The following is a 26593-nucleotide window of genomic DNA, read 5'->3' as shown; positions in this document are numbered from 1 at the left end:
GGGGGTGGAGGCGTGGGGGGGACTATGGCGTCGAGGGCCTCGCCCCATGGTTCTGGCTTCATGACCATGCCCGGGCCGCCGCCGTACGGGGTGTCGTCGACGGTGCGGTGCCGGTCGTGGGTCCAGTCGCGCAGGTCGTGGACGTGGACGTCCAGGAGTCCGGTTCGCCGGGCCTTGCCGAGGAGGGAGATGTCGAGGGCGGCGAAGTACTCGGGGAAGATCGTGACGATGTCGATTTTCATGATTCGTCGAGCAGGCCCGGGGGTGGGTCGATGACGAGCCGCCCCCCTGGAACGTCCACCTCGGGGACGAGTGCGGTCACGAACGGGACCAGCGTCTCCCCGCCGGGGCCGTCCACGACGAGAAGGTCCTGGCCGTGGTGCAGGACGTCGGCGACCCGTCCGACGTCGGCGCCGTCCGCGGTGACGACGGCGAGCCCGATCAGTTCCCGGTCGTGGAAGTCGTCCGGGTCCGCGGACGGGGGGATCTCGCCGGGGTCGACGACGAGCCAGGTGCCGCGGAGTCCTTCCGCGGCATCGCGGTCGCCGATCCCGGCGAAACGCACGAGCAGGCGCCCGGAATGCCAGTGAGCGCGCTCGACGACGAGCGGGCCGACGGCCGCGGGGTCGGTGACGATCTCGGTGCCCGCGGCGAACCGGGTGTCCGGTTCGTCCGTGCGGACGTCGATGGTGACCTCACCGCGGACCCCGTGCGGCCGTCCGATCCGTCCCACCACGAGCGGTTCGCTCATCAGGACGCCACTCAGCGGACCTCGTTGACGTCGAGGAGGTCAACGCGCACGTAGCGGCCGCCGGAGAGGGCGCTGATCACCGTGCGGAGGGCCTTGGCGGTGCGTCCACTGCGGCCGATGACCTTCCCGAGGTCCTCGGGGTGCACCCGCACCTCGAGGACCCGGCCGCCCCTGATCCGGCGGGCGCGGACCCGGACGTCGTCCGGATTCTCCACGATCCCGCGGACCAGGTGCTCGAGCGCTTCTTCGAGCACGTCAGCCCTCGCTCTTAGCTTCGGTCGTCTCGGTGGCCTTCGCCTCGGACTTCGCCTCGGACTTCTTCGGCTCGGCCTTCTTCGGCTCGGCCTTCTTCTTGCCCCGGGTCGGCGCGGCACCGGCGGAGGCGGTGTCGTCGCCCAGCGACTCCTTGACGGCCGCCTCGAACGCGGCCTTCTTGTCGGGCTTCGGCTCGGCGACCTTGAGGGTGCCCTCGGCGCCCGGCTCGCCCTTGAACTTCTGCCAGTCACCGGTGATCTTCAGCAGGTTGAGCACGGGCTCGGTCGGCTGCGCGCCCTTGCTGAGCCAGTACTGCGCCCGCTCCGAGTCGATCTTGATGAGCGAAGGCTCCTGCTTGGGCTGGTAGAGCCCGATCTCCTCGATGGCGCGCCCGTCACGCTTGGTGCGGGCGTCGGCAACGACGACCCGGTACTGCGGGTTCCGGATCTTCCCCAGACGCTTGAGCTTGATCTTGACTGCCACGGGTGTGGTGTACTCCAGACTTCATTACAGGGTGGACGGGCCCGCGCCAGGTGGGGAACACCGGCTCACTGGCCGCCCGAGGACTCCGGTCGCGCAGGACGAGAGAGGGCGCCTGGCGACTCCGGGGTTTCCAGCCTGTCATTCTGCCAGACGATCCCCGGAAACGCGCAATCGCGCAATGCCGTGTTGTCGGCCGCGAGTGCTACGGGCAAGCGGGGGCGCACGGGCGCACGTCCCGGCGCGAATCGGTCACGCAGCGAGCCGCGGCGACGCGGCGGGTGCCCTGTGCGGGCGCCGTGCTGCGGCCTGCTGGGCGGGGGCAAGAGCAGCGGTTCCAGGAGCGCGACGTGTCGGGCTACTTCTTCTTGCGGCCCTGGAGCTTGTTCAGGTCGGGCATCTGGAAGCCGGGCGGGAGCTGGCCGCCGAGGCCGGGCGGGAGGCCGGGGGCGGTGCCGGGACCGCCGCCGAGGCCGGGGGGAAGGCTCTGGGGCGCGCCGTCGGCCGCGGGCTGCTGGTCCTGGCGTCCTTTGCCCCCGCCCGCGCGCTTGCGCGGGTCGCCGCTGCGCTGCTTGCCCTTCCTGTTCTTGGACGCCTTCGCGGCCTTGGCCTTCTTGCGTCCGCCGGGCATGCCGGGTAGGCCCATCCCGCCGGCCATCTGGCGCATCATCTTCTGCGCGTCGAAGAACCGGGTGACGAGGCTGTTGACCTCGCCGACGCTGACGCCCGAACCGCCCGCGATGCGCGCCCGCCGCGATCCATTGATGATCTTGGGTTGGGCGCGTTCCTGCGGGGTCATCGAACGGATGATCGCGGCGATCCGGTCCAGGTCCTTGTCGTCGATCTGGTTGACCTGGTCCCTGACCTGGCCCATGCCCGGCATCATGCCGAGCAGGTTGCCGATCGGCCCGAGCTTGCGGATCATCATCATCTGCTCGAGGAAGTCCTCGAGGGTGAAGTCCTCGCCCGAGGCGAACTTGCTGGACATCTTCTCGGCCTGCTCGGCGTCGAACGCCTGCTCGGCCTGCTCGATCAGGGTGAGGACGTCGCCCATGTCGAGGATCCGGCCCGCCATGCGGTCCGGGTGGAAGACGCTGAAGTCCTCGAGCTTCTCGCCCGTCGAGGCGAACATGATCGGACATCCGGTGACGTGCCGGACGGACAGCGCCGCGCCGCCCCGCGCGTCGCCGTCGAGCTTCGTCAGGACGACGCCGTCGAAGCCGACGCCGTCCATGAACGCCTGCGCGGTGTTGACCGCGTCCTGGCCGACCATCGCGTCGACGACGAACAGCACGTCGTCGGGCTTCACGGCGTCGCGGATGTCGATGGCCTGCTGCATCATCTCGGCGTCGACGCCGAGACGTCCCGCGGTGTCGATGACGACGACGTCGTGCTGGGCGTGCTTGGCCTGCTCGATGGACCGGCGCGACACGTCCACCGGGTCGCCGACGCCGCTGCCCGGCTCGGGCGCGAACACCGGCACCCCGGCCCGCTCGCCGACGACCTGGAGCTGCTGGACGGCGTTCGGCCGCTGCAGGTCGGCGGCCACGAGCATCGGCGCGTGGCCCTCCTGCTTCAGCCACCGGGCCAGCTTGCCCGCGAGCGTCGTCTTACCGGCGCCCTGCAGGCCCGCGAGCATGATCACGGTGGGCGGGGTCTTGGCCAGCCTGATCCGGCGCGTCTCGCCGCCGAGGATGTTGATGAGCTCCTCGTTGACGATCTTGACGACCTGCTGCGCCGGGTTCAGCGCCTGCGAGACCTCCGAGCCCCGCGCCCGCTCCTTGACCTGCGCGATGAAGTCCTTGACCACGGGCAGCGCGACGTCGGCCTCGAGCAGCGCGATCCGGATCTCGCGGGCCGTGGCGTTGATGTCGGCCTCGGAGAGCCGGCCCTTGCTGCGCAGCGACGAGAAGACCGTCGTCAACCGGTCGGAGAGCGTCTCGAACACGTGTCTGGACCGTCCTTAAAGCTTCTGGGATCGCCTATCAGCGTATCGGGTCACCGGCCGAGCCTTGCCCCTCCCGCCAGACCGTTCTCGGCGGCCGCTCGTCCGTCCGGTCCCGGGCCGCGTCCCGGCACCCGATCAGACGGTGCCGCACCCCCGCGCCACACCGCATTGAGGCCATGGCGGAGGACGAGGACATGGGCAGTGTCAGCGAAGGGCAGCCAAGACTCGGGAGCGGACGGCCGCGAGAGTCGCGGGATCGTCCAGGGGTCGGCCCTCGGCGTCCACTACGTAGAAGACGTCCACGGCCTCAGCGCCCAGCGTGTCGACCTGGGCGGCGCGAACCTGCAGGCCACATGCGCCCAGCGCCTGTCCGATCCGCCAGAGCAGCCCTGGCCGGTCATGGGCGCGCACCTCGACGACGGTGGCGGTGCGGGACGCGTCCTCCACGATCATCACCCGCGGCGGGGCCACCGCCACACCGGGCCGTACGCGCATGGACCGGGCCCGCCGTTCCAGGCGATCGGCCACATCGAGCCGGTCGGCGAGCATCCGCCGAAGATCGGCCTCCAGACTGGCCGGATCCGGCGGCGTCCCGTACTCGGGCACGGCCGTGAAGTCCAGCACGGCCGTCCCCTGCGACTCCCCCGCCGAACTCACAGAGCGCCCCCGGTCGCCGGACACGTCGTCGCTGGTGGCGGGCGAAGAGCTTGAGGTGGACGAGGAGGTGGTGCGGGCGGTCTTCACGGCCAGGCGGTGCAGGGCGAGCACGCCTGCGGCACGCCAGAGGAGGCCCGGACGGTCCGGAGCGGCGATCGTGATGCGGGAGCCGGTGATGCGGACGGCGGCGCCGTCGTGGCGGGCAAGGGCCACCTGTTCGGGCGGCAGGGCGGGGACGGGGCGCGAGCCGCCGGACAGCGCGGCGGCGGCGCGGCGGGTGAGGTCCGCGACGAGGGCGGCCTTCCAGGCGCCCCACGCGGCGGGGCCGGTCGCGTTGCCGTCGGCGACGGCGAGGGCGGCGAGGAGGTCGAGGAGCTCGCGTTCGCGGCCGGGCACGTCCGAGACGGCGGCGATGACGGTCTGGACGGTCACCGGGTCGTCGATGTCACGGCGGGTGGCGGTCTCGGGGAGCAGCAGATGGTGGCGGACGAGCGCCTCCAGCACGCGGACGTCGTCCTCGGGGAAGCCCAGGCGCGTGCCGATGTCGCGGGCGACGACGGCGCCAGTGACCGAGTGGTCACCGGGCAGGCCCTTGCCGATGTCGTGCAGGAGGGCGCCGACGAGGAGAAGATCGGGCCTGGCGACCTCGCGGGTGAGGGCGGCGGCGCCGGCGGCGGTCTCCACGAGGTGGCGGTCCACGGTGAAGCGGTGGACGGGGTTACGCTGCGGACGGTTCCGGACACGTTCCCAGACGGGCAGCAGCCGGACGATCAGCCCGGCCTGGTCGAGCGCCTCCCAGACGCCGATGGCCGCGGGACCGGCGCCGAGCAGCGACACGAGGGCGTCGCGGGCGGCGGCGGGCCAGGGCGTCCGCGGCAGGGCGGCGTGTTCGGCGAGGCGGGCGACGGTGGCGGGAGCCGGCGGCAGGCCCGCCTGGGCCGCGGCCGCGGCGACACGGAGGACGAGCGCCGGATCGTTCAGGTCGGCGTTCCGCGCGAGGACGACCTCGCCGTCGTGCTCGACGGCGCCGTCCCCGGCGGGGCTCCGCTCGACGCCCCGCCGTGACCTGCCCCGGGACTTGGTGAAGCGGTCGACACGGCGCCATGTGTGCGAGGCCGCGTAGGTGATCGTGCGGGCGGCCTCCGAGATCGAGCGTTGCAGGACGTCCGCGTCGTCCAGGCCGAGGGCGCGGGCGACCGGGTCCTGCTCCTGCAGGACGAGACGGTCGGCGGATCGGCCCGTGACCTCGTGCAACGCGTGCCGGACGTCGAGCAGCAGGTCATGGGCCGCCCGGACCCGTCCGTCGGGGCCGGACGCCACCCAGGACGCGGCGACGGCGTCCATGACGTGGACGTCGCGGAGCCCGCCGCGCGCCTCCTTGAGGTCGGGCTCCAGAAGGAAGGCCAGCTCGCCCTGGGTCTCCCACCGTTCGCGGCACATGTCCGACAACTCGGGCAGTCGGGCAGGGGCGTCGGCGCGCCAGTCGGCGAGGACGGCGGCGCGCAGTTCGTCCGCGAGCGCGCGGTCACCCGCGATGTGGCGAGCCGACAGCAGCCCGAGGGCGGCCTTCAGGTCGCCGCGCGCCACCGTCCGGGCCTCGTGGACGGTGCGGACGGAGTGGTCGAGCCGCAGTCCGGAGTCCCAGACCGGGTACCAGACGCGGTCGGCGACCTCGGCGACGCCTGCACGGCCACGATGCACGAGGACCAGGTCGAGGTCACCGCCGGGCGTCAGCTCGCGCCGGGCGTGGCTGCCGACCGCGATGAGGGCGACGTCCTCCGGAACAGGACTGGCCGCCAGGAGGGATCGCAGCCACCGATCCAGCTCAACGGCCCGCCCCGCCCGCGCCACCACAAGCCCCGCACGCCCCGCGCAAGCCCCGCCCGCGATATGAGCCGCCCCCGCCAAATAAGCCGCGCCCGCGGTGTGAGTCGCGCAGGCCGTGTCGGCCATTTCGGCTTCGCCTACCGCGCTAGCCGCGCCAGCTTCGGCCGCACCAGCCATGTCGCCTGCGTCCGCCGCACGAGCCACGCCAACCGCGCCAACCGTGCTGGCCGTACCAACCGCGTGGGCCGCGCCAACCGTGTCGGCCATGCCGCCCGCGCTGGCCGCCCCGGTCATGCCAGCCTCACCGGCCGTGCTGGCCGCGCCAGGCGTGCTGGCCGTGCTGGCCGCGCCAGGCGTGCTGGCCGTGCTGGCCGTGCTGGCCGTGCTGGCCGTGCTGGCCGTATCGGACATGCTGGCCGCCCCGGCTACGCCGGCCACATCGGCCATGTTGACTGTGTTGGGTTGGGTGGGAGGGGTGAGATCGTTGGTGTGGCTGGGGTTCTTGTGCCGTCCCGAGCTCATAGTCCTCCTTGGCCAATGATCGTCGGGGCTCATTGGGCCTTCTGAGTCCGTCGGCGCAAAGCGGACTGTCTGGGCCCCGTTGCGCCATTGCAGGCCGGGGCCCGTTCCGCAGCTGACAGGGGCATTCAGGTGTTGGGGTCAGAGGGCTTCGGGGCCGGTTTCTCCTGTGCGGACGCGGACGACGGTGTCGACCGGGACGGCCCAGACCTTGCCGTCGCCGATCTTGTCGGTGCGGGCCGCCTGGACGATCACGTCGATGATGTCGTCGGCGTCCGCCGCGTCGACGAGGACTTCGATCCGCAGTTTGGGCACCAGGTCGACCTGGTACTCGGCGCCTCGGTAGACCTCGGTGTGGCCCTTCTGGCGGCCGTAACCGCTGGCCTCGCTGACCGTCAGGCCGCGGACTCCGAAGGCCTCCAGGGCCTTCTTGACGTCGTCCAGCTTGAACGGCTTGATGACCGCCGTGACGAGCTTCATCACTTCGCCTCCACCTTCGTGTGGCCGGAGACCGGGGCCGGCGGGACGGGCGCCGCCGCGGTCGCGCCGGAACCGATACCCGCCCGGATGGTGCCGAAGTCGTACGCCGTCTCGGCGTGCGCCGTGCTGTCGATGCCGGCGGCCTCGTCGTCCTCGCTGATCCGGAAGCCCATGACCAGGTCGATGACCTTGGCGATCGCGTAGGTGACGACGAAGGAGTAGGCGAGCGTTGCCAGGATCGCGACGGCCTGCTTGCCGAGCAGCGCGAAACCGCCGCCGGCGAGCAGCCCGTCGGCGCCGGCGTCGTTGACCGCCGTGGTGGCCAGGACGCCGATGAGGAGGGCGCCGACGATGCCGCCGACCATGTGGACGCCGACGACGTCCAGCGAGTCGTCGTAGCCGAGCCTGTACTTCAGGCTGACCGCGAACGCGCAGACCGCGCCGGCGACGAGGCCGAGGGCGATGGCGCCGAGCGGGGTGACGAACGCGCAGGCCGGGGTGACGGCGACCAGCCCGGCGACGATGCCGGACGCGATCCCGAGCGTGGTGGACGACCCGTCCCGCAGCTTCTCGACGACGATCCACGCGAACGCGGCGGCGCAGGCCGCGGCGAGCGTGTTGACGAACGCGACGGCCGCGGTGGCCCCGGCGCCGAGCGCGGACCCGGCGTTGAACCCGAACCAGCCGAACCACAGCAGTCCGGCGCCGAGCAGGACGAACGGCAGGTTGTGCGGGCGCATCGGTTCCTTCGGCCAGCCCCTGCGCCCGCCGAGCACGAGGACGAGCGCGAGCGCCGCGACGCCCGCGTTGATGTGGACGACCGTCCCGCCCGCGAAGTCGAGGGCGCCGAGGTCGAAGAGCCATCCGGCCTTGCCGCCGTCCTCGCCGTCCGACCACCAGACCCAGTGGGCGATCGGGAAATACACGAGCGTCACCCACACGAGGGTGAACACGACCCAGGCGCCGAACTTGGCGCGATCCGCGACGGCGCCGCTGATCAGCGCGACGGTGATGATGGCGAACGTCGCCTGGAAGGCCACGAACACCAGTTGCGGGATGCCGGTGCCGTCGCCCGCCGTGGCGGCGTTCTCCAGGCCGACGAGGCCCCAGTCGCCGAATCCGCCGATGAACGAGCTGAGCCCGCCGCCGTCGCCGAACGTGAGGGAGTAGCCGTAGACGACCCACGCCATGCCCACGACGGCGATGCTGACGAAGCTCATCATCATCATGTTGAGCACGCTTTTGGCCCGGCTCATGCCGCCGTAGAAGAAGGCAAGTCCGGGCGTCATCAGCAGGACGAGCGCGGTGCTCGTCAGCATCCAGGCGGTACTACCGCTGTCGATCTTCATCTCTGAGAGAGTCCCTCCTCGCCAGGGGAACGTGACTGCTCAGAGACTCGGGCGCGGCGGTTTCGCCTGAGGGGTTCCTACGTTTCGGCGGTGTGAAACCCGGTCCCGGCGTGTTTCACCGCTGTTTCCAAATCCTCACAAACCGCATTTCTGCAATATTGGCCTGTTTTTTCAGTCTCCCAGGATGGCGTCGACGAAGGCCTCGGGCTCGAAGGGGGCGAGATCGTCCGGGCCCTCGCCGAGGCCGACGAGCTTGACCGGGACGCCCAGCTCGCGCTGTACCTGGACGACGATGCCGCCCTTAGCGGTGCCGTCCAGCTTCGTCAGCACGACGCCGGTGATGTTGACGACCTCGGCGAACACGCGGGCCTGCTGCATGCCGTTCTGCCCGGTCGTGGCGTCGAGGACGAGCAGCACCTCGTCGACCGTGGCCTGCTTCTCCACGACCCGCTTGATCTTGCCGAGCTCGTCCATCAGCCCGGTCTTGGTGTGCAGCCGCCCCGCGGTGTCGATGATCACCACGTCGACCTTGGTGTCGATGCCCTGCTTGACGGCGTCGAACGCGACGCTGGCGGGGTCGGCGCCCTCGTCCTTCCGGACGACCTGCGCCCCGACCCGCGTCGCCCACGTCTCCAGCTGGTCGGCGGCGGCGGCGCGGAAGGTGTCGGCGGCGCCGACGATCACGGTCTTCCCGTCGCCGACGAGGACGCGTCCGAGCTTCCCGCACGTCGTGGTCTTGCCGGTGCCGTTGACGCCGACGACCATCATCACGCCGGGCCGTTCGCCGGGCGGCTCGGTGTGCAGCGAGCGGTCCAGGTCCGGGCCGATCTGCTTGACCAGCTCCCCCTTGAGCAGCTCGCGGACGTCCGCCGGGCTGCGCGTGCCGAGGACCTGTACCCGGGTCCGCAGGTCGTCGGTGACCTGGCGGGCCACGGCGGCGCCCATGTCGGCGGTGATCAGGGTCTCCTCGATCTCCTCCCAGGCGTCCTCGTCCAGCGTGTCGCGCGACAGGAGCCCGAGGAGGGTCTTGCCGAAGGTGTTCTGCGAGCGGGCGAGCCGGGCCCGCAGCCTGACCAGGCGTCCCGCGCCCGGCGGCGGCGTCTCGATCTCGACCGTGGGCCGCGGCGGCCGAACCTCCGTCGGCGGCGCCCGCTCCACGGTGGGCGCACCGCCCTCCGCCTCGTCGACGGCGGTCGCGCCCCCCGCCCGCCCGGCAGGACGCTCCGCGGGACGCTCGGCAGGCGGCCGCGCCCGTCCCCGGCCCGGCCGCAACAACAGGACACCGCCGACGATCAGCGCAACGACCACCAGCGCGGCAATGACGATCAGATATTCCATAGCGCCCCCAGTTTTCCAGAACCTGCCTACCCAAGGAGACGCCCCCAAGGAACCCCGGTCTCCAACCCCATACCGCACTACACCGGAAGCACGTCTCGTCTACGGGCACGCGCCACTCGTCCGGCGGCCTCCCAACACGACACCGACCCGCGCTCCGCCAGGCCGCCCCTCCACCAGTTCGGCCCGACCGACCTCACAAGCCATACGGGCGTCAGAAGTGACTAGGCCGAGGCCACAACCACCTTCGAGCTGTCGTCCCACACGTCGGCCGTAGCCGCCTCAAGGCCCCAACGCACCGCAACCGCCCGGACGCACCTACCTCAGCCACCGCCGCAACCACGCGACGACCGAAATCGTCGCGATCGCGACCGAAGGCAGGTTTCGAGCGAAGCAAGAAACCTGATCGCGCAGCGAGCCCCTGGGCGAGCCGGAGCGATGCAGCGATCGCACGCGTTGCACGACGATGGAGGCCCCCCAGGGCCGAAGGAGGAGTGCAACGCAATCAGCGCGGCAGGGAGGCTCGTTCGGAGGTTTCCCATTCGTTGACGTTGCGGAGGAGTGCTTCCAGGTAGGAGCGCAGGTGGGTGCGGTAGACGTCGCTGTAGGTGCGCAGGTAGGCGATCTCGCGTTCCATCGCGCGGCGTTCGTCGTCCGGTAGGCCGTGGGGGCGCGTGGGCGGGCGCGCGTGTTGTTCGGCGGTTCGGACGGCGGCGTCGGCGACGGCGGCGGCCTTGCGGTGGGCGTGTTCCAGCAGTTGTTCCGCGCGTCCTTTGGCGTCCGACAGGATGGCCTCGCGGTGCAGGCGGGCCTCGTGGGCGAGTTCGCGGGTGTAGCGTTCGGCGTCCGCGACGTACAGGTCGGCGGTCTGCTGGGCCTGGGACAGGATCCGGACGGCCTGGAAGTGGGCGTCCTCGGGGGCCATCACGCCGTTGCCGCCCCGGGCGGCCTGGGCGCGGAGCCGGTTGACCTCCTCGCCGAGCGCGGCCTTGTCGTTGAAGATCTGGACGAGTTCGTGCTCGACGTAGGACAGGAAGTTGCGGACCTCCTCCTCGTCGTATCCGCGGCGGCCGAGCGCCGCCCGGGCGAATTCCACGGACCGGAGCTCGCCCGGGGTGAGCCGCGTGCCTTCGGAAACGACGGGAAGGTTCGGGGAGTTCAACGCGCTCACCTCTGTGCGTCTGCGAAGGTTTCCAACCGGATTCGGTCGCGCGGCACGCCGAGCATCGCGAGCTGCTCGACGGTGTGCCCGACCATAGCTGACGGCCCGCACACGTAGGCGTCGTGATCGTTCCAAGGGCCGCGTCTGGCCACGACGTCGGACAGGACGCCGTGCTCGACGTCGGCGTCGCCCGGCGAGTGGCCCGCCTCGAACCACGACGACGGCGCGCCCGACTGGAGGACGGGCGAGAAGCCGTGTCCGCCGGGTTCGTCCGACACGGCGGGGACGACGGTGAGCCAGGGGAACTCGCCGGCGAGCTTCGTCAGGTCTTCCAGGTCGTACAGGCCGTCGCGGGTCCGGGCGCCGAAGAACAGGTGGACGCGCGGCGGGGCGGGACGGCCGATGATCTGCTCCAGGATGGCCTTGAGGGGGGCGAGTCCGGTGCTGCCCGCGATGAGCAGGACGTCCCGTCCGGACGCCTCGTCCAGTGTGAGGGTGCCGATGGGGGCGCCCATCCGGAGCCGGTCGCCGGTCTCGGTGGCGCGCACGAGGACGGGGCTGACCGGGCCCCCGTCGACGAGCCGGACGTGGAAGTCGACCGTGTGGTCGGGGCGCGGCGCGTTCGCCATCGAGTAGTACCGCCAGTGCCGCAGCCGGGACGGCACCTCGACCGCGACGGACTGACCGGGCCGGTACGGGAGCGGCCGGTCGGGCTGGACGCGCAGGACGCCGATGTCGAACCGGCGCCGTTCGACGGCGACGACGTGGCCGTTCCACCAGGCGGGGCTGGTCAGGGAGTCCTCGTCGGCGGCTTCCAGCATGACCTTGGCGACGAGGCCGTAGGCGGCGGTCCAGTCGCTTTCGATCTCGTCGGTCCAGGCGGGGCCGGAGAAGTGCCGGAGGGTGGCGATGAGGCTGGCCCCGACGTGCGGGTAGTGCTCGGCGACGATGCCGAACCTGCGGTGGTCGCGGCCGAGCTGCTGGATGAACGGCACGAGGGTGGCCAGGTCGTCGACCTGGGCGACGATGTGGCCGAGGGCGCGCAGCAGCTTGTCGCGCTGGTGGCTCATCCCGATCGGGAACATGTCGCGCAGGTGCGGGTTGCGTACGAACAGGTCGGAGTAGAAGAAGAGCGCGACGGCGTCGCCCTGCTCGGCGACGTGCGCGAAGTTGTCCTTCAGGCGCTGGGCGTCCACGTGGATCAGGAGACGAGCTCCGCGGCGGCCCCGGTCATGACCTTGGTGACGAGTCCGTAGGCGGCGGCCCAGTCGTGTTCGAGGTCGTCGGTCCAGTCGGGCCCGCTGAAGTAGGCGAGGGTCGCGAGGAGGCTGGCGCCGACGGGCGCGTAGTGGTCGGCGAGGACGCCGAAGCCGTGGTGCTGGCGGCCGAGGTCCCGCAGGAACGGGACGAGCCTGTCGTGGTCGTCGACGGTCGCCACGATCCGGCCGAGGGCGCCGAGGAGCAGGTCGTACTGCCGGCTCATCCCGGCCGGGAACATCGACCTGAGCTGCGGTTCCCGCGCGAAAAGGTCGGCATAGAAATATTCGGCGACGTCCACGCCGTTCGCGGCCACCAGCGCAAAATTGTCTTTGAGTTTCTGCGGGTCCACGGGCATCACCTTTCCAGCGGTTCTCCGCACCGGGCGGGGGTGCCCGGCAAGGGGAGCCGGAGAACCACCGGTGCTTATGCGTAGTGGATGGGTCCGGGGCGCACAAGTCCGTCAGCGTCGCCGCGCCGTCACGGTCGGTGCACGCCGATCCCGCAAATCAACCGGTCACCGGCGCAAATGCACCGACGCCAAACCGTTATAGGACGGCAAAAATCTCCGGGACCAGATCGCGGGGCGCGTCCGAAATACGCAACTGTGAACGATGTCACGTTCCAGGAAAGGTGCCGATATTACAACCATGTGAAATACGTGCAGCTCAGCCGTGACCTGCCGTCCGCCGGCCATGCCCAGCGTCCGATGAAGGCGTTAGTCTTGGGCGGCCGCTTGATCACCGGGCAGGCGGCGCTCGACGGTGTGGACACCTCCGACCCAAACGGGGCCCGCTATGGCTCGTCGGCTCCTCGCCTCCGGCGGCGCCGCCCTCATCGGGACGTCGCTCGCCATCGGCTTCCTCACGGCCTGCGGCGACGAGAGTCCCGGCGAGGCGTCGCCCCCCTCGGCCTCGCTGAGCCCGGCCTCGCCGGCGTCGTCGGCGCCCGCGACGCGGGCTCCCGATCCCGGCGCGCAGCCCGGCATCCAGGGCGCTCGGGCGGCTCTCCAGCAGTTCCTGCGCGGCCAGGCGGCGGGAGATCAGGCGGTCTGCCGCTACGTCGCCGCCGGCGGCGCGTTCGTCCGGGGGCCGGCGCTCAAGGGCGACTGCCCGCGGGGCGTGCGCCTCACGCCCCACCTTCTCCGGCCGCGCGAGCGGAGGGCCATGCGAACCGTGACCGTGACGGGCGGCGATCTGCGGGACGGAATGGCGGTCATCCCGTTCTCCGCGCTGAACTGGACGCGCGGGGCCATGTCGGTGGAGACCCTGCAAAGCGAATTCGCATTGCGTCACAACGGGAAGATCTGGCAGATCGTGGCCTGACCTCGCGGCGGCGCGTCCCGGTCACCGCGGTTGCCGGCCGGACGCGCCGCCCGCTGATACTGGGGTCCCCCGAACGAGCTGTTGGGGCCCTAGGGCCCTAACCGGGGCCGTGCCGCCTCATTAGTTTTCCTCACAAGAGCTGGACGGCGACGGAAAAGCCGTCCGTCAGGAGGAAACAGAATGCGTTCACGAAGGGCGATGCTCACCATCGCCGCGGCCGCGACCGGAATCGCGTTGCCGCTGGCCGTCACCGCTCCCGCCCATGCCGACGCCTCCGGCGTTTCGACCTGGGGCGCCGTGGTCGTCGGCCCGCTGGAGATTCCCGGCGGGGTGCTGGGCCACGACATCAGCGGATCCGGGCTGAAGGTCAACTACGAGACCGCCAAATTCCGTTCGATCGGCTGCCTGAGCGAATGGCGCATTGACTTCTACTACACCAGCGGCGGCAAGCAGTACAAGCGCACCAACGGCGCCACGCACAACTCCTGCGTGCGGACCGGCGTGCGGACGATCGGCAAGGCGACCCTCAAGCGCGGCCTCGCCTGCGCGGTGATGTACTCGCACGGCCGCAAGCTCACCGAGCAGTGCCACCAGATCACCCCGTGACCACCGGCTTCGACAGGGGACCGACATGAGGAATCTGGCGAGATCGATGGTCGTCGGCGCCACGGGGGCCGCCGCGGTGCTGACCTTCGCCACCGCGGCGCACGCCGGCCGGCCCGCCACCTCGGAGATGACCGGCTCACGGGTCTCCTTCAATCCCGACGGCGACAAGTTCACCGTCTGCGACACGTCCTGGGACGGGTGGGACCCGTACGTCAAGTACGAGTACATCCGGGTGAACGGGACGCTCCAGAAGGGCGAGCACTACGTGCACACCGGCGACGGCACCTGCGGCACGTTCGGCCACGGTTTCACGGCCGGACGCCAAGTCCATTTCATCGCCTGCGTGGACATCTGGAGCAACAACGACATCTGCGCCAGCCGGTGGTCCACCGGCGTGGCCTAGCGACCCGGGGACTCGTCCATGAAGACGCACATCAGGACCTTGACCGTCGGCGCCCTGGCCGTCGCGACGGTGCTGGGCTCCGCCACCGCCGCCCACGCCGGGCGGAACGAGAAGTCCACGATCGAGGGCTCCTACACCGAGTTCATCAGCAAGGGAGACAAGTTCTACAACTGCGACACCGACTACGACTTCTTCCAGTCCTACGTGGACTACGCGTACATACGGAAGGACGGGTCGCTCCAGACGGGCAAGCACTACAACCCCGGTGACCGTGGCGACTGCGCGACCTGGTCCCACAACTTCGGCGAAGGGCGTCCCGTGCAGTTCCGCTCCTGCGTGGACGTCCTGATAGGGGAAGACCCGTGCGACCGCTGGCGGGAAGGCATCGCCTGAGCGCTCCCGCCCACGGCCCACCGCGGTGGGGCCCACGCACGGCTCACCGCGGTGGGGCCGCCCGCCGCGGGTGTGCGGCTCAGTCGCCCGGCGGCATCCCGAGCCAGGTGACGATGGCCGTCGCCCGGTTCGGCGCGCCGAGCTTGGCGTAGATGCGGTTGATGTAGTTCTTGACGGTCTTCTCGGTGAGGACCAGCTTGGCCGCGATGTCGTGGTTCGAGTGGCCGCGCACGATCAGTTCCATCACCTGGGCCTCACGGGCGGAGAGGCCGAACCGGGCGCGATCGGCCGGACCGGCGGGGGCCGCGGTCCGGCCGGTCCGCGCGGCGTCGATGAGGGCGGCGCTGGCCGCCTGCGAGAGAGGATGGGCGCGGTGCCGCACGGTGTCCCTGATCGCCTCGGCCAGCTCCCCCACGGTGAACGTGTTGTGGACCAGGTACCCGACGGCGCCGTTCCGCACGGCCGCCAGGACCACGTCCGGCTCCTCCACCTGGGTGAGCATGATGACCCGGCTGACCCGGCTCAGCGCGGCCGCGGCGCGGACCCCGTCGGTGCGCGGCATCCGCACGTCCAGCAGGACGACGTCGGGCGCCAGCCGCCGGGCCAGTTCCTCCGCCTCCCGACCGTCCCCCGCCTCGCCCACCACGTCGATGTCCCCGGCGGCCTCCAGCGCGGAGGCGAGCCCGGCACGGATGAAGGCGTTGTCGTCCACGACCAGGACGCGGTAGCGACATTCCGGGTCCGGGTCCGGTTCGGTGTGCATCATCGGGTCCCTGAGGTCGCCGGACGCGCGGGCTCGGCGGCCGGGGGCGCGGCCGGGATCCGTGCCGTGATCTCGGTGCCGCCCCCTGGAACGGAGGCCACGGCCAGCCGGCCGCCCGCGCGCCGGGCCCGCTCGTGCATCCCGACGAGGCCGTAGTGGCCGCCGCGGGCGAGCGCGTCCAGCCAGCCCGGCTCGCCTGGGCAACCGCGCGGGAGGCCCTCGCCGTCGTCGCGCACGCACACCTCCACCTGGTCCCCGGCGGCCACCGTGATGTCGACGCGGGACGCGTGCGCGTGCCGCCGCACGTTCTCCAGCGCCTCCCGCACGATCGTCACCAGCTCGCGCCGCGCGGCCGGCGGAAGGTCGGCGCCCTGGTCGCCATCCATTCGCACCGGCACGCCGGTGCGGTCCTCCCACTCGGCCGCTAGCTCCCGCAGGGCCTCGTGCAGCGACAGCCGGACGGCGTCGTCCCGTAACTCGGCGATGAGCGACCTGGCCTCCCGGGCGGCGACCCGCGCGGCCGCGGCGATCCGCCGCGCCTCCGCCTCGGCGCGGTCCGGCGACCGCCGCACCCAGGTGGGCAGGCCGTTCGCCGACAGCGCGATCCCGGAGAGCGTCCCGGTCAGCGAGTCGTGCATGTCCCTGGCGAGCCGGGCCCGCTCCTCCGCCGCCATCGCCCGCGCCTCCGTCCGCCAGCGCAGCTCCTCCGCGACGGCGTGCTCGTCGAACAGCCGCCGCACCACCGCGCCGACCAGCGCGCCGACCGCGTAGAAGACGGGGAGGACGAGGAGCAGCGGCATGGTGGCGCCGCCGTCCTCGTCTGGCGCGTTCCGATAGAGCGCCGCGTAGTACAGGACGGTCTGCTGAACGCACAGCAGCACGGTCGCCGGCCACCGGTACAGCAGCCCGGCCAGACCGGCGGTGACCGCCGTCACCAGGAAGTACGGGCCGAAGATCCCGCCCACCTGCAGGACGGCGTAGCCGATCAGGACGTCGAAGGCCAGCAGCGCCGGCTGCCCGAACAGCCGCAGGACGACCTTCTCCCAGCCCACCAGCGCCACTCCCGCGACCAGCGCCGTGACGACGAGCACGGCGAGCGCCCACGGATCTCCCCGCACCTGCCCGTCCACCAGCACGGTCACCCCGATCACCAGCACCCGCAGCTGCATGAGCAGGACGAACGCGGTGCCGATCCGGGTCTCGACGGACCCCTGGAGCGCGGGCGTGAACGGAGCACCGGAGAGCGTCATCGCGGGGACCCTCCATCTGACGAGCGCCGTCTCGCGACGCCATGGATCCGGTCAGAGTGATGCATAGCGAACATTAGCCATGGGGAGGCAGTGGATCGCTACGATGCCCACGAATCCCTCGTCCCCGTCCCCGTTCGCGAGAGGACATCGGTGCCGGCTCCCCATGGGCTTCCACGGCCCGAGCAGGCGCGCGGCGCCGTCGACTTCCTCGACCTCATGCGCCGGCTGGCAGAGCGGTCCGGCCTGCCGCTTTCCGAGCTGGAGGAGCGGACGCGGGCGGCCGGGGGCGGCGCCGGCCCGGCCGGGCTCGGCGAGGTCCTCGACGGGAGCGCGCTGCCGAGCCGGGAGCTGGTGGCCGCGTTCGTGACCACATGCGGCCTCGGGCCCGGCGAGCGGGACCGGTGGCTGCGCGCCCACGCCCGCATCGAGGGGACCGCCAGGCCCTGGCACCGGCTCTCGCTGCTGATCGCGACGCCGACCGTCATCACGATCGCGGTCGTGGTGTGGACGCTCTCCGGCGTCCTGCACGGCGAGCCCGGCCCCGAGCGGACCGCGAGCCCGCCGGACGTGTCCACCGCGGCGTCGGCGCCCGCGCCGGGCTGGTACACGATCATGCCGCTGACCGGCGACGCGCCGTCCAGGACCTGCCTGTCGATCCTGCCCGACGACCGGTTCAGGCCGCGGCTCGCGCAGGACGCATGCGACGCGGACGACGAGCTCCAGCGGATCCGCCTGGCCCCCTTCGCGGACGCCCCCGACACCTTCCGGCTCAAGGCGTGGACGGTCGACGGGGAACTCCTGTGCGCGACGCTCGACGCCCGCACCGAGAACGCCGAGCTGTTCATGAAGGACTGCGGCGACGGCCCGATGCAGCGGTTCCGGCTGACGCGGACCGGAGGGCCCGGGACGTCCCTGCGGCTGTTCGACATCGTCCCGCAGGCGACGCGCGGCGACGGCATGTGCGTGGGCGTCGACGTCCACGCGGAGGGCGGGGACGGGCCGGCCGTCAACGCGCCGTGCCACCGCTCCGGCGTCCGCGGCTACCTCCTCATGCCCGCCGCCGAACCCCCGGCCTCCTGAGGCCGGTGGCGGAGCCAGAGTCAGACGTGCTCGTGGAGCCGCTGGCTGACGACCTGCGTGACGCCGTCGCCGCGCATGCTGACGCCGTAGAGGGCGTCGGCGCCCTCCATGGTCCGCTTCTGGTGGGTGATCAGGATGATCTGCGACGACTCGCGCAGCTCCTCGAAGACGGTGATGAGCCGCTGAGTGTTGGTGTCGTCCAGCGCGGCCTCGACCTCGTCCAAAACGTAGAACGGCGACGGGCGGGCCTTGAAGACGGCGACGAGGAACGCGATCGCGACCAGTGACCGCTCACCGCCCGAAAGCAGCGACAGCCGCTTGACCTTCTTGCCGGGCGGGCGCGCGGCGACCTCGACGCCGGTGGTGAGCATGTCGTCCGGTTCGGTCAGCGAGAGGCTGCCTTCGCCGCCGGGGAACAGCCGGGCGAAAATGCGCTCGAATTCGCGGGCGGTGTCGTCATACGCGGCGGCGAACACCTGCTGGACGCGGTCGTCCACCTCTTTGACGAGGCCGAGAAGCTCCCGCTGGGTCTTCTTCAGGTCTTCCAGCTGCGAGGTCAGGAACGCGTGCCGCTCCTCCAGCGCCGCGAACTCCTCCAGCGCGAGCGGATTGACCTTGCCGAGCTGGTTGAGCTGCCGCTCCGCCGCTTTGGCGCGCTTTTCCTGGACGGCCCGGTCATACGGAACGGGCTGCGCGGCGCCCTTCTCACCGTCCGGGCCTGTCTCCGTCTCGGGGTCGGGCGGAATGGGCTGGTCGGGCCCGTACTCCGAGACGAGCGCCTCGACTTCAAGGCCGAACTCCTCCAGTGCGCGCTGTTCGTACTGCTCCAGCCGGAGCCGCTGCTCGGCGCGCGCGACCTCGTTGCCGTGGACGACGTTGACGAGGCGTTCGAGGGTGCCGGACAGTTCCCGCACCTGCGTCCGGACGACCTTCAGCTCGGCCCCGCGAGCGGCCTTGGCCTGCTCCGCGGCCTCCCGGCGCCGGACGGCGGCGTCCAGGGAGTGGTCGATGCGTTCGAGCGCGGTCCGCGCGCCCTTGAGGACGGCCTTGGCGACCTTGGCCTGCTGTTCGCGGCGGGCGCGGCGCTGCTCGGCGCGGGCGCGTTCCTCGCGTTCGCGGCGGGCGCCGCGTTCGAGCGCGTCGGCGCGGCCCGCGATGGCCTGGACGCGCTCCTCCGCCGTGCGGACCGTCAGCCGCGCCTCCATCTCGGCGGCGCGCAGCTCCTGGCAGCGGGCGTTCAGCTCGTCGCGGGCGTCGGTGTCGTGCCCGGCCTCTGCGGCGACCTCGGCGGCCTCCTCCGACTCGGCGAGCCGCATCGCGAGCTCCTCGGCCGCCTCGGTGTCGCGCTCCAGGGACTCGTTGGCCGCGTCGAGCGCCTTGGTCAGCCGTTCCGCCTCGCCCCGGGCGGCGCGGACGTCGGCCTCCAAGCGGGCGGCGCGTTTGGCCTCCTGGGCGGCCTGCGCGTCGAACTCGCGCAAGCGCGCGCGGACGCGGTCAAGCTCCGCCTGGGCGTGGTTCATGGTCGACTGGGCCTCGCTTGCGGCTGCTTCCGCGCCCTCCACCGCCGTCTGTGCGGCCTGTTCGCGCTCTATCGACGCGTCGAGATCCTCAGCCGCAGCGCTGGCCGCCGTCTCTGCCGCAGCCAAGTCCTCAGCGGCCTCGTCGAGCGTGGCGCGCATTTGCAGGAGAGTCTGGCCGCCACCTGCCCCGCCTCCCTGCGCCCAATGCGCACCGACCAATTCGCCGTCACGGGTGACCGCACGCAGAGACGGTTCCCTACGGACGAGCGCAGCCGCAGCTGGGACGTCGTCCACCACGGCCACTTCACGCAGAAGATGCTCAACCGCAGGACGCACAGCATCCGGCACGTTCACCGCATCGACCGCGTAGTCGACGCCCGAAACCCGATTCCACTGCGCTGCCGCTCCCCCGCCGACGAGCAGCCCCGCCCGTCCGGCGTCACGCGACCGCAGCAGCGTCAACGCGGCCTCCGCGGTGTCGAGCGAACCGACGGCGATGGCCTCCGCTGCGTTCCCGAGCGCCGCCGCGACCGCCGTCTCGTACCCGGGACGGACGTTCAGCAGCGACGCCACCGTCCCCAGCACACCGTCGAGCGACCCGTCGGATCCCGCCGACAGCAGGGCCTCCCCGCCGTCGGCGGCGCTGGCCAGCGTCAGGTTCAGGGCCTCGATCCGGGCCTGCAACGCGGTGACCCTCTTCTGCGCCGCCTGATCGGCCGACCGGGCCGAACCCACCGCCGACCGGGCCTCCTTCAGCGCGCGGCGCGGGCCGTCGACCGCGGCCCGCGCCGACTCGGCGGCGTCCTTGGCCGTGGCGAGCGCCTCCTGAACGGCCTCGTGCTCCGCCGCCAGCGCCGGATCCTCGACGACCTCCGCCTCGAACGCCTCGAACTCGGTCCGCGCCGACTCGGCGCGCTGCTCCGCCTCCTCCCGCGCGTCGGCGAGCCGCCCGATCTCCGACCGCCCGGCCTGCGCCTTGCTGCGCAGCGCCTCGACGCGTCCGCGCAGCCTGGCCAGCTCCTCGCGGCGGTCGGCGGCGGCACGGGCGGCGGCCTGCAGCCTGCGCTCCTCCACCGCGAGGGCGTCCTCGGCGCCCGACCGCTCCTCCACCGCGCGGGACAGGCCGTCCTGCGCCTCCTCCAGCGCGGCCCGCAGCATCTCCTCCTGCTCGCGGACCTCGGCCGCCTCACGCTCCATGTCCTCGGGATCGCGCCCGCGCCGCTCCTCCTGGCGCTCCTCGGCCGCGTTCCGGTGCCGCTCGGCGGCCAGATCGGCGACGCCGCGCAGCCGCTCCTTCAGCGCCGACAGCTGGAACCACGTGTCCTGCACCTGCGCGAGCCTCGGCGCCTGCTCGGCCTCCTCCGCCTCCAGCACGCCCTCGCGCTCCTGCGCCTCCGCCAGCGCCCGCTCCGTCTCCGCGCGGCGCTCCCGGATCGCGGCCTCGTCCGCGGCCTCCTGGTCCAGCCTCGTCCGCAGCGTGACCAGGTCGTCGGCCAGCAGCCTGAGCCGCGCGTCCCGCAGGTCGGCCTGGATGACGGCGGCCTTGCGCGCGATCTCCGCCTGCCTGCCCAGCGGCTTCAGCTGCCGCCGCAGCTCACCGGTCAGGTCCTGGACGCGGGTCAGGTTGCCCTGCATCGCGTCCAGCTTGCGGAGCGCCTTCTCCTTCCGCTTGCGATGCTTCAGGACGCCCGCCGCCTCCTCGATCACCGCCCGGCGCCCCTCGTTCCCCGCATGCAGGACGCGGTCCAGCTGCCCCTGCCCGATGATCACGTGCATCTCGCGGCCGATGCCCGAGTCGGACAGCAGCTCCTGGATGTCCAGCAACCGGCACGAATCGCCGTTGATCGCGTACTCGCTCGACCCCGACCGGAACATCAGCCGGCTGATCGTGACCTCGGTGTAGTCGATCGGCAGCGCGCCGTCGGAGTTGTCGATCGTCAGCACGACCTCGGCGCGGCCGAGCGGCGCCCGGTTCGCGGTCCCGGCGAAGATGACGTCCTCCATCTTGCCGCCGCGCAGCGACTTCGCGCCCTGCTCCCCCATCACCCAGGCCAGCGCGTCCACGACGTTCGACTTGCCCGACCCGTTCGGCCCGACCACGGCCGTGATGCCCGGCTCGAACTTCAACGTGGTGGACGACGCGAAGGACTTGAAGCCGCGCAACGTAAGGTTCTTCAGGTACACGCGCTCCCCGTCCTCCTCCACACACGGGCCGACAACATCCGTCGAACGATACTGTGTTTACTGCGCTGCGCTCCTCCTTCGGGCCTTGGCGGCCCTCCATCGTCGAGCAACGCGGTGCGATCGCTGCATCGCATCCGACTCGCCTAGCGGCTCGCTGCGCGATCAGGTTCTCGCAAGCTCGAACCTGCCTTCGTTCGCGATCGCGACGATTGAGGTCGTCGCGGGATTGCGGAGATGGCTGAGGTCGGCGCACCTGTCGGTCAGGGGCCTGCTCGCGGGTTCGGGGGCCTCGCGGATGCGGGTCGTAGACGGTCGTCGCGGACGGGCCGATACCCGGATCCCAGCAATTGCCACAAAACCGTCAGACGCGGACGTACCGAAAAAGGGTCGGGATTGACCGAATCTTGACTGGCTTCCGATGTGGCGAGCCGGGTCTGCACGAAAATGGCGGACGTCCCCGCTTCGCGGAAAAGCATGAACGGCGACGACGCCCATCCCCGGACGAGTCAGGTCCGCGTACGTGGAGTGGACCTAAGCCGGGGTCACGGGTCGTGCGGCCGGAGGCGCCCCGCGCCGGAGGTCGCACGACCCGACGAGCCGGGCGACCGCAGCGACACGTCACAAACCCGCACGGTCACAACGAACCCGCACCGTGGCGTGAGGATCGACCGGCTCGCAACGGGGGGTTCCAGGGGGGTCGCCCCCCCTGGGCCAACACAGCATAATTAAGGGACGCCAAGTGGCGGCGTCCCTGTTCACTCTGAGAATCAGGCGCCGATCAGGTCAGCGCCGGTTCACGGTCCTTCACCGGAAGCGACATCACATCGTCGTCCGTCGCCGTCGCGAGCGCGTCGTTCTCCGCCTGGAGCCGTACGAGTTCGGCTTCCAGATCACGTACGCGCTGCTGAAGGCGCCGCATCTCCGCGACCATCCGGGGGTCGGGACCGCCGACGTGGCCGAGTAGAGCCTTCGCCATGACTAAGGGTCCTCCACGCTGAGTAACCAGCAGGGATCGCGCACGAGAATCAGCTGAAGTCGGTGCGCGTATCGTCTAGAGTCGCACCGGCCGGTGTCCTGGTCAAGACGCACATCACAGGCCGGTAACAACCTTCGACTACTAGTTTAGCAGGTAAAAGCGACCGTTCCCCACCCGGTCACCGCTCGTGGAAACCGGCGGCCTCGCCACGTGGCTCGGTCCAACGTTCGGTGACGCCCGTGACCTTCCCCGGACGCGCCGGTTCGGCGGCGTCGCCGTCCAGCAGGTCCAGGAGCCGGCGGCACTTGGCCCGGGGGCCTTCGGCGACGACCTCCACACGCCCGTCGGGCAGGTTCGTGGCGCTGCCGGCGAGGCCGAGTTCGAGGGCCCGCGCCCGTACCCACCAGCGGAAACCGACCCCCTGGACCCGTCCGCGCACCCACGCCGTCAGCCGCACCGCCTCGTCGTCGGCGTCCATCGCGTCCCCCGTTCCGGTCATCGGTCCACGCCCTAGTACCGTGCCCGGCGCGGGCGCGGCTGGCACACGGGGCAGCTGTAGGACGAACGGTTCATGAACTCGTCCCGCCGGATGGGGGTGCCGCAGCGGCGGCACGGCTCGTCCCGCCTGCCGTAGGCGTCCAGCGAGCGCTCGAAGTAGCCGCTCTCGCCGTTGACGTTGACGTAGAGCCGGTCGAACGAGGTCCCGCCGACCTCCAGGGCGGCGCCCATGACGTCCTGAGCCGCCGCCAGGACGCGGGACGCCTCCGCCCGCGTCATCGTCTCGGTCGGCCGGGCCCAGTGCAGCCTCGCCCGCCACAGCGCCTCGTCGGCGTAGATGTTGCCGACGCCGCTGATCAGCGACTGGTCGAGGAGCGCCCGCTTGATCCCGGTCCTGCGGCGGCGGAGGGCGCGGTAGAACGCCTCCGCGTCGAAGGCGTCCTCCAGCGGGTCGGCGGCGATGTGCACGATCGGCTCAGGGACAAGCCCCTGCCCGCCGACCGCGTCGGGCACCAGGTCGGCGACCATGAGGTGCCCGAACGTCCGCTGGTCGACGAAGCGCAGGTCGAGGCCGCCGTCGTCGAAGACGATCCGGACCCGCAGGTGCTTCTCGCGCTCCCGGTCGGGCTCGCCGACGAGCAGCTGGCCGCTCATCCCGAGGTGGGCGAGGAGCGCCTCGTCGGGCGTCCCGTCGCCGTCGGCGCGGAGCGGCATCCACAGGTACTTGCCGCGGCGGCGGGGCGGGAGGACGGTGCGTCCGGCGAGGCGTCCGGCGAAGTCGGCGGGACCTGCGTCGTGGCGGCGCACCGACCGCGGGTGCAGGACCTCGGCGGACGCGATGGTGCGCCCGGTCGTGAAGCGGTCCATGCCCCGCCGGACGACCTCGACCTCGGGAAGCTCAGGCACCGGCCTGGGCCGCCTGTCCGGCCTGCTCCTGCCCTGCCTGCTCCTGCCCGCTCTGGCCCTGCCCGGCCTGCTCCTGCGCGGCCTGGCCCCGGCCCGCGGGCGGGTGCGCGTGCTCGGCGGCTTCCCGCTCGACGACGAGCGCGCGGATCTCGTTCCACGCGGCCTCGGCGGCGTGCTGCTCGGCCTCCTTCTTGCTGCGGCCCTCGCCCGACCCGTACGTCCGCCCGCCGACCCGCACCGAGGCGCGGAACGTCTTCTGGTGGTCGGGGCCGCTCTCGGCGACGTGGTACTCGGGAACGCCGAGCTCCTCCACCGCGGTGAGCTCCTGCAGCGAGGTCTTCCAGTCCAGGCCGGCGCCGAGGCCCGCCGAACGGGTGATCAGCGCGTCGAACAGCCGGTGCACCAGGGCGGACGCCTCGTCCAGTCCGCGGTCCAGGTACACGGCGCCGATCAGCGCCTCCAGTGTGTCGGCGAGGATCGAGGCCTTGTCGCGGCCTCCCGTGCCCTCCTCGCCGCGGCCGAGCCGGATGTGCGCGCCGACGCCGAGTCCGCGCGCGACGCCCGCGAGGGCGCGCATGTTGACGACCGCGGCGCGCAGCTTGGCGAGCTGCCCCTCCGGCAGGTCGGGGTGGCCGCGGAACAGGGTGTCGGTGACGACGAGGCCCAGCACCGAGTCGCCGAGGAACTCCAGGCGCTCGTTGGTGGGCAGGCCGCCGTTCTCGTAGGCGTACGAACGGTGCGTCAGCGCGCGTTCGAGCAGGTCGCCGCTCACCTCGACACCGAGGGCGCCGGTCAGTTCGGTCCGATCCGGCGCCGGATCGCTCTTCTTGCCGCTCACAGGCCCTCCTCGCAGGCCGTCTACCGCGCAGGGCGCGGTCGCGTGTGAGGCGCGCGGCCTGGACGGCCTGGGCGGCCGAACCGGCGAGGACGGGCGGGAGGGTCCGCGAAGACGAGGTGCGCGCCGGTCGGCTGATCCCGGCGTGCACCACGGCTCCGGGCGCATTCTCCGCGCCGGTCACCACGCCGGCGTCGCGCGCCGGGTGGTCGGGTGCCTGTCCTGCCGCATCGGGGGGCGGTGCGCGCGGTCCGCGCGGATCCGCCCCCCAGGATGCGAGAAGACTCAGGCCGACGGGGCGATGACCTCGCGCCGGTTGTAGGTGCCGCAGGTCGCGCACGCGATGTGCGGCAGCTTCTGGTCGCGGCACGTCGGGCACTCGACCAGGTTCGGCGCCGCGGTCTTCCACTGCGAGCGCCGGTGCCGCGTGTTGCTGCGCGACTTCTTCCGCTTCGGGACGGCCACGTCAGCCCTCCTGCTTTCTTTCTCGTCGGTCGTATGTTGCACGGGAGCCGTTGCTCCCGTCCCCCCGGTCGGGGGACGCCGGCGCCATGTCGCCGGCGAGGTCCTGCAGCGCCGCCCACCGGGGGTCGGCGACGTCGTGGCGGTGGCCCGGCTCGACGTCCGCGAGCCGCGCACCGCATTCCGGGCAGAGGCCCGGGCAGTCGTCCCGGCACAGCGGGGACAGCGGCAGCGCGAGCACCACCGCGTCCCGCAGGACGGGTTCGAGGTCGATCAGGTCGCCCTCAAGGCGGAGCTCGTCGTCGGCGGCGTTCCCGCCGGAGCGGGTGTCGTCGTAGACGAAGAGCTCCTGGAAGTCCGCCTCGAAGGTCGAGGCGATCGGGTCGAGGCAGCGGGCGCACTCCCCCCGGAGGGGGACCGTCGCCATGCCCGTGACGAGCACCCCTTCCAGGACCGCTTCGAGCCGGATGTCCAGCTCGATCGCGGCGCCCTCGGGGACGCCCACCATCTCGACGCCGAAATTCTCCGGTGCCGGCACGGACAGGTGCTCCTCCCGCGACGACCCGGGTTGCCTGCCCAGAGCTCGGGTGTCGAGCACGAGAGGGGCGTTGGGGCCGAGACGTGTCAGTGGATTCCTGCTTTCGTGAGGCATGAGAATGACGGCCACCGGTGATGGCCGATGTCCCAGCGTACCGAAGACCCGGCCGTTGCCCCAACTCGCGGGCCCGCTCACCAGGCATGGCCGCCGGTGCGTGTTTTCGTCCTCGCTGGGCGTCAGCGGACCTCTTCGTCCCGGCGGCGGGCGGCCCCGGGGCCCTGCCGGCCCCGGCCCGGAGAACGGGTTCAGCCCTCCTTGAGGCGGTCGACGAGCCGCTGGTGGACGATGTCCGGGACGAGTCCCGAGATGTCGCCGCCGAACCGCACGACCTCTTTCATCAGGCTGGACGACAGGAACGCGTACTCGGGGTTCGTCGCCATGAACAGCGTCTCCACGCCGGCGATGCGGTGGTTCATCTGGGCCATCTGCAACTCGTACTCGTAGTCGCTGACGGCCCGGAGCCCGCGGACGATCACCGGGATGTTCTGCTCCCTGCAGTAGTCGACGGTGAGCCCGTAGAACGTGTCGACCGAGATGTTGCCGTACTCCTTGGTGACCTCCGAGATCATGTCGGCGCGCTCGTCGACGGTGAACAGGCTCTTCTTGCTCTTGTTGATCAGCACGGCGACGACCACCTCGTCGTAGAGGCGGGAGGCGCGGCTGATGATGTCGAGATGCCCGTTGGTGACGGGGTCGAACGACCCCGGACAGACGACACGGCGCACGGCGCGAACCCCTTCGCTCCCGGTTTCTGACCTGCGGCGCGAACGTACC

The 26593-nt window shown here is 71.7% G+C and carries 27 protein-coding genes and 1 pseudogene; 6 read left to right on the top strand and 22 right to left on the bottom strand.

The window, feature by feature from the left end; translation table 11 throughout:
* The 6 genes and pseudogenes from ACH34T_RS32235 to ACH34T_RS32210 form a co-directional block, all read right to left on the bottom strand.
* Positions 1 to 242, bottom strand: a pseudogene (locus tag ACH34T_RS32235) (tRNA (guanosine(37)-N1)-methyltransferase TrmD); the annotation flags it as partial.
* A complete protein-coding gene (rimM, locus tag ACH34T_RS32230; RefSeq protein ID WP_396024706.1) occupies positions 239 to 751 on the bottom strand; it encodes a ribosome maturation factor RimM in 513 nt (170 codons plus the stop codon). The gene rimM and the pseudogene ACH34T_RS32235, both read right to left, overlap by 4 nt.
* Positions 752 to 762: 11 nt before the next feature.
* Complete coding sequence (locus ACH34T_RS32225; RefSeq protein WP_021598307.1) at positions 763 to 1005, bottom strand: RNA-binding protein; 243 nt, start codon at positions 1003 to 1005, stop codon at positions 763 to 765.
* A 1-nt stretch (position 1006) separates the two neighbouring features.
* Positions 1007 to 1489 carry a 30S ribosomal protein S16 gene (gene rpsP, locus ACH34T_RS32220; protein WP_396024705.1) on the bottom strand — a complete coding sequence of 161 codons (483 nt, stop codon included), beginning with the start codon at positions 1487 to 1489 and terminating at the stop codon, positions 1007 to 1009.
* Positions 1490 to 1844: 355 nt separating this feature from the next.
* Entirely contained in the window at positions 1845 to 3434 is a 1590-nt protein-coding gene (gene ffh / locus ACH34T_RS32215) for a signal recognition particle protein (RefSeq protein WP_396024704.1), read from the bottom strand.
* Between the two features lie 204 nt (positions 3435 to 3638).
* On the bottom strand, positions 3639 to 6044 hold the full coding sequence (locus ACH34T_RS32210; protein ID WP_396024703.1) for a [protein-PII] uridylyltransferase: 2406 nt from the start codon (positions 6042 to 6044) through the stop codon (positions 3639 to 3641).
* Positions 6045 to 6183: 139 nt separating this feature from the next.
* Here ACH34T_RS32210 and ACH34T_RS32205 point away from each other — a divergent pair, with 139 nt between their 5' ends.
* A complete protein-coding gene (locus tag ACH34T_RS32205; RefSeq protein WP_396024702.1) occupies positions 6184 to 6459 on the top strand; it encodes a hypothetical protein in 276 nt (91 codons plus the stop codon).
* Positions 6460 to 6578: 119 nt separating this feature from the next.
* Here the strand turns inward: ACH34T_RS32205 and ACH34T_RS32200 are convergent, their stop codons facing one another.
* From ACH34T_RS32200 to ACH34T_RS32175, 6 genes are all read right to left on the bottom strand, one after another.
* The gene (locus ACH34T_RS32200; protein ID WP_396024701.1) at positions 6579 to 6917 is read right to left on the bottom strand and encodes a P-II family nitrogen regulator; all 339 of its coding nucleotides are present in this window, start codon (positions 6915 to 6917) and stop codon (positions 6579 to 6581) included.
* On the bottom strand, positions 6917 to 8266 hold the full coding sequence (locus tag ACH34T_RS32195; protein WP_396024700.1) for an ammonium transporter: 1350 nt from the start codon (positions 8264 to 8266) through the stop codon (positions 6917 to 6919). The genes ACH34T_RS32200 and ACH34T_RS32195 overlap by 1 nt, the downstream gene beginning before the upstream one ends.
* Positions 8267 to 8437: 171 nt before the next feature.
* Positions 8438 to 9604 (bottom strand): signal recognition particle-docking protein FtsY, encoded by a 1167-nt coding sequence (gene ftsY, locus ACH34T_RS32190; RefSeq protein ID WP_396024699.1) that lies wholly within the window; start codon positions 9602 to 9604, stop codon positions 8438 to 8440.
* Between the two features lie 502 nt (positions 9605 to 10106).
* Positions 10107 to 10763: a DivIVA domain-containing protein gene (locus tag ACH34T_RS32185; protein ID WP_396024698.1), complete on the bottom strand. Its 657-nt coding sequence runs from the start codon at positions 10761 to 10763 to the stop codon at positions 10107 to 10109.
* 5 nt (positions 10764 to 10768) lie between these two features.
* Positions 10769 to 11959 (bottom strand): globin domain-containing protein, encoded by a 1191-nt coding sequence (locus tag ACH34T_RS32180; RefSeq protein WP_396024697.1) that lies wholly within the window; start codon positions 11957 to 11959, stop codon positions 10769 to 10771.
* A gap of 5 nt (positions 11960 to 11964) precedes the next feature.
* Complete coding sequence (locus tag ACH34T_RS32175; protein ID WP_396024696.1) at positions 11965 to 12372, bottom strand: globin domain-containing protein; 408 nt, start codon at positions 12370 to 12372, stop codon at positions 11965 to 11967.
* A gap of 445 nt (positions 12373 to 12817) precedes the next feature.
* On the opposite strand from ACH34T_RS32175, the gene ACH34T_RS32170 reads away from it, so the two are divergent.
* The 4 genes from ACH34T_RS32170 to ACH34T_RS32155 all read left to right on the top strand — a co-directional run bounded on the left by ACH34T_RS32170 (position 12818) and on the right by ACH34T_RS32155 (position 14747).
* Complete coding sequence (locus ACH34T_RS32170; protein WP_396024695.1) at positions 12818 to 13345, top strand: hypothetical protein; 528 nt, start codon at positions 12818 to 12820, stop codon at positions 13343 to 13345.
* A 180-nt stretch (positions 13346 to 13525) separates the two neighbouring features.
* Positions 13526 to 13951 carry a hypothetical protein gene (locus ACH34T_RS32165; protein ID WP_396024694.1) on the top strand — a complete coding sequence of 142 codons (426 nt, stop codon included), beginning with the start codon at positions 13526 to 13528 and terminating at the stop codon, positions 13949 to 13951.
* Between the two features lie 25 nt (positions 13952 to 13976).
* On the top strand, positions 13977 to 14354 hold the full coding sequence (locus ACH34T_RS32160) for a hypothetical protein (protein ID WP_396024693.1): 378 nt from the start codon (positions 13977 to 13979) through the stop codon (positions 14352 to 14354).
* An 18-nt stretch (positions 14355 to 14372) separates the two neighbouring features.
* On the top strand, positions 14373 to 14747 hold the full coding sequence (locus ACH34T_RS32155; protein WP_396024692.1) for a hypothetical protein: 375 nt from the start codon (positions 14373 to 14375) through the stop codon (positions 14745 to 14747).
* Positions 14748 to 14826: 79 nt separating this feature from the next.
* Here ACH34T_RS32155 and ACH34T_RS32150 read toward each other — a convergent pair whose 3' ends face one another.
* Entirely contained in the window at positions 14827 to 15510 is a 684-nt protein-coding gene (locus ACH34T_RS32150; RefSeq protein ID WP_396024691.1) for a response regulator transcription factor, read from the bottom strand.
* Positions 15510 to 16760 (bottom strand): sensor histidine kinase, encoded by a 1251-nt coding sequence (locus ACH34T_RS32145; RefSeq protein ID WP_396024690.1) that lies wholly within the window; start codon positions 16758 to 16760, stop codon positions 15510 to 15512. The genes ACH34T_RS32150 and ACH34T_RS32145 overlap by 1 nt, the downstream gene beginning before the upstream one ends.
* Before the next feature lie 150 nt (positions 16761 to 16910).
* On the opposite strand from ACH34T_RS32145, the gene ACH34T_RS32140 reads away from it, so the two are divergent.
* Positions 16911 to 17840 (top strand): hypothetical protein, encoded by a 930-nt coding sequence (locus ACH34T_RS32140; protein WP_396024689.1) that lies wholly within the window; start codon positions 16911 to 16913, stop codon positions 17838 to 17840.
* Positions 17841 to 17860: 20 nt separating this feature from the next.
* Here ACH34T_RS32140 and smc read toward each other — a convergent pair whose 3' ends face one another.
* The 8 genes from smc to coaD all read right to left on the bottom strand — a co-directional run bounded on the left by smc (position 17861) and on the right by coaD (position 26544).
* Positions 17861 to 21544, bottom strand: a complete 3684-nt coding sequence (gene smc, locus ACH34T_RS32135; RefSeq protein ID WP_396024688.1) for a chromosome segregation protein SMC — start codon at positions 21542 to 21544, stop codon at positions 17861 to 17863.
* 778 nt (positions 21545 to 22322) lie between these two features.
* A complete protein-coding gene (locus tag ACH34T_RS32130; protein ID WP_131967557.1) occupies positions 22323 to 22520 on the bottom strand; it encodes a hypothetical protein in 198 nt (65 codons plus the stop codon).
* 178 nt (positions 22521 to 22698) lie between these two features.
* The gene (locus ACH34T_RS32125) at positions 22699 to 22998 is read right to left on the bottom strand and encodes an acylphosphatase (RefSeq protein WP_396024713.1); all 300 of its coding nucleotides are present in this window, start codon (positions 22996 to 22998) and stop codon (positions 22699 to 22701) included.
* A 32-nt stretch (positions 22999 to 23030) separates the two neighbouring features.
* The gene (mutM, locus tag ACH34T_RS32120) at positions 23031 to 23924 is read right to left on the bottom strand and encodes a bifunctional DNA-formamidopyrimidine glycosylase/DNA-(apurinic or apyrimidinic site) lyase (RefSeq protein WP_396024687.1); all 894 of its coding nucleotides are present in this window, start codon (positions 23922 to 23924) and stop codon (positions 23031 to 23033) included.
* The gene (gene rnc / locus ACH34T_RS32115; RefSeq protein ID WP_396024686.1) at positions 23917 to 24762 is read right to left on the bottom strand and encodes a ribonuclease III; all 846 of its coding nucleotides are present in this window, start codon (positions 24760 to 24762) and stop codon (positions 23917 to 23919) included. Before rnc ends, mutM begins: the two co-directional genes overlap by 8 nt.
* A 282-nt stretch (positions 24763 to 25044) precedes the next feature.
* A complete protein-coding gene (rpmF, locus tag ACH34T_RS32110) occupies positions 25045 to 25224 on the bottom strand; it encodes a 50S ribosomal protein L32 (RefSeq protein WP_396024685.1) in 180 nt (59 codons plus the stop codon).
* Between the two features lies 1 nt (position 25225).
* A complete protein-coding gene (locus ACH34T_RS32105; protein ID WP_396024684.1) occupies positions 25226 to 25873 on the bottom strand; it encodes a YceD family protein in 648 nt (215 codons plus the stop codon).
* A gap of 191 nt (positions 25874 to 26064) precedes the next feature.
* Positions 26065 to 26544 carry a pantetheine-phosphate adenylyltransferase gene (gene coaD, locus ACH34T_RS32100; RefSeq protein ID WP_396024683.1) on the bottom strand — a complete coding sequence of 160 codons (480 nt, stop codon included), beginning with the start codon at positions 26542 to 26544 and terminating at the stop codon, positions 26065 to 26067.
* Positions 26545 to 26593: the final 49 nt, after the last annotated feature.

It is taken from the genome of Actinomadura sp. 9N215 (assembly GCF_044326345.1).
In the GTDB taxonomy this organism is placed as follows: Bacteria; Actinomycetota; Actinomycetes; order Streptosporangiales; family Streptosporangiaceae; genus Spirillospora.
Note: the sequence above shows the minus strand (reverse complement) of the source record. Positions and strands in the feature narration are given on the sequence as shown.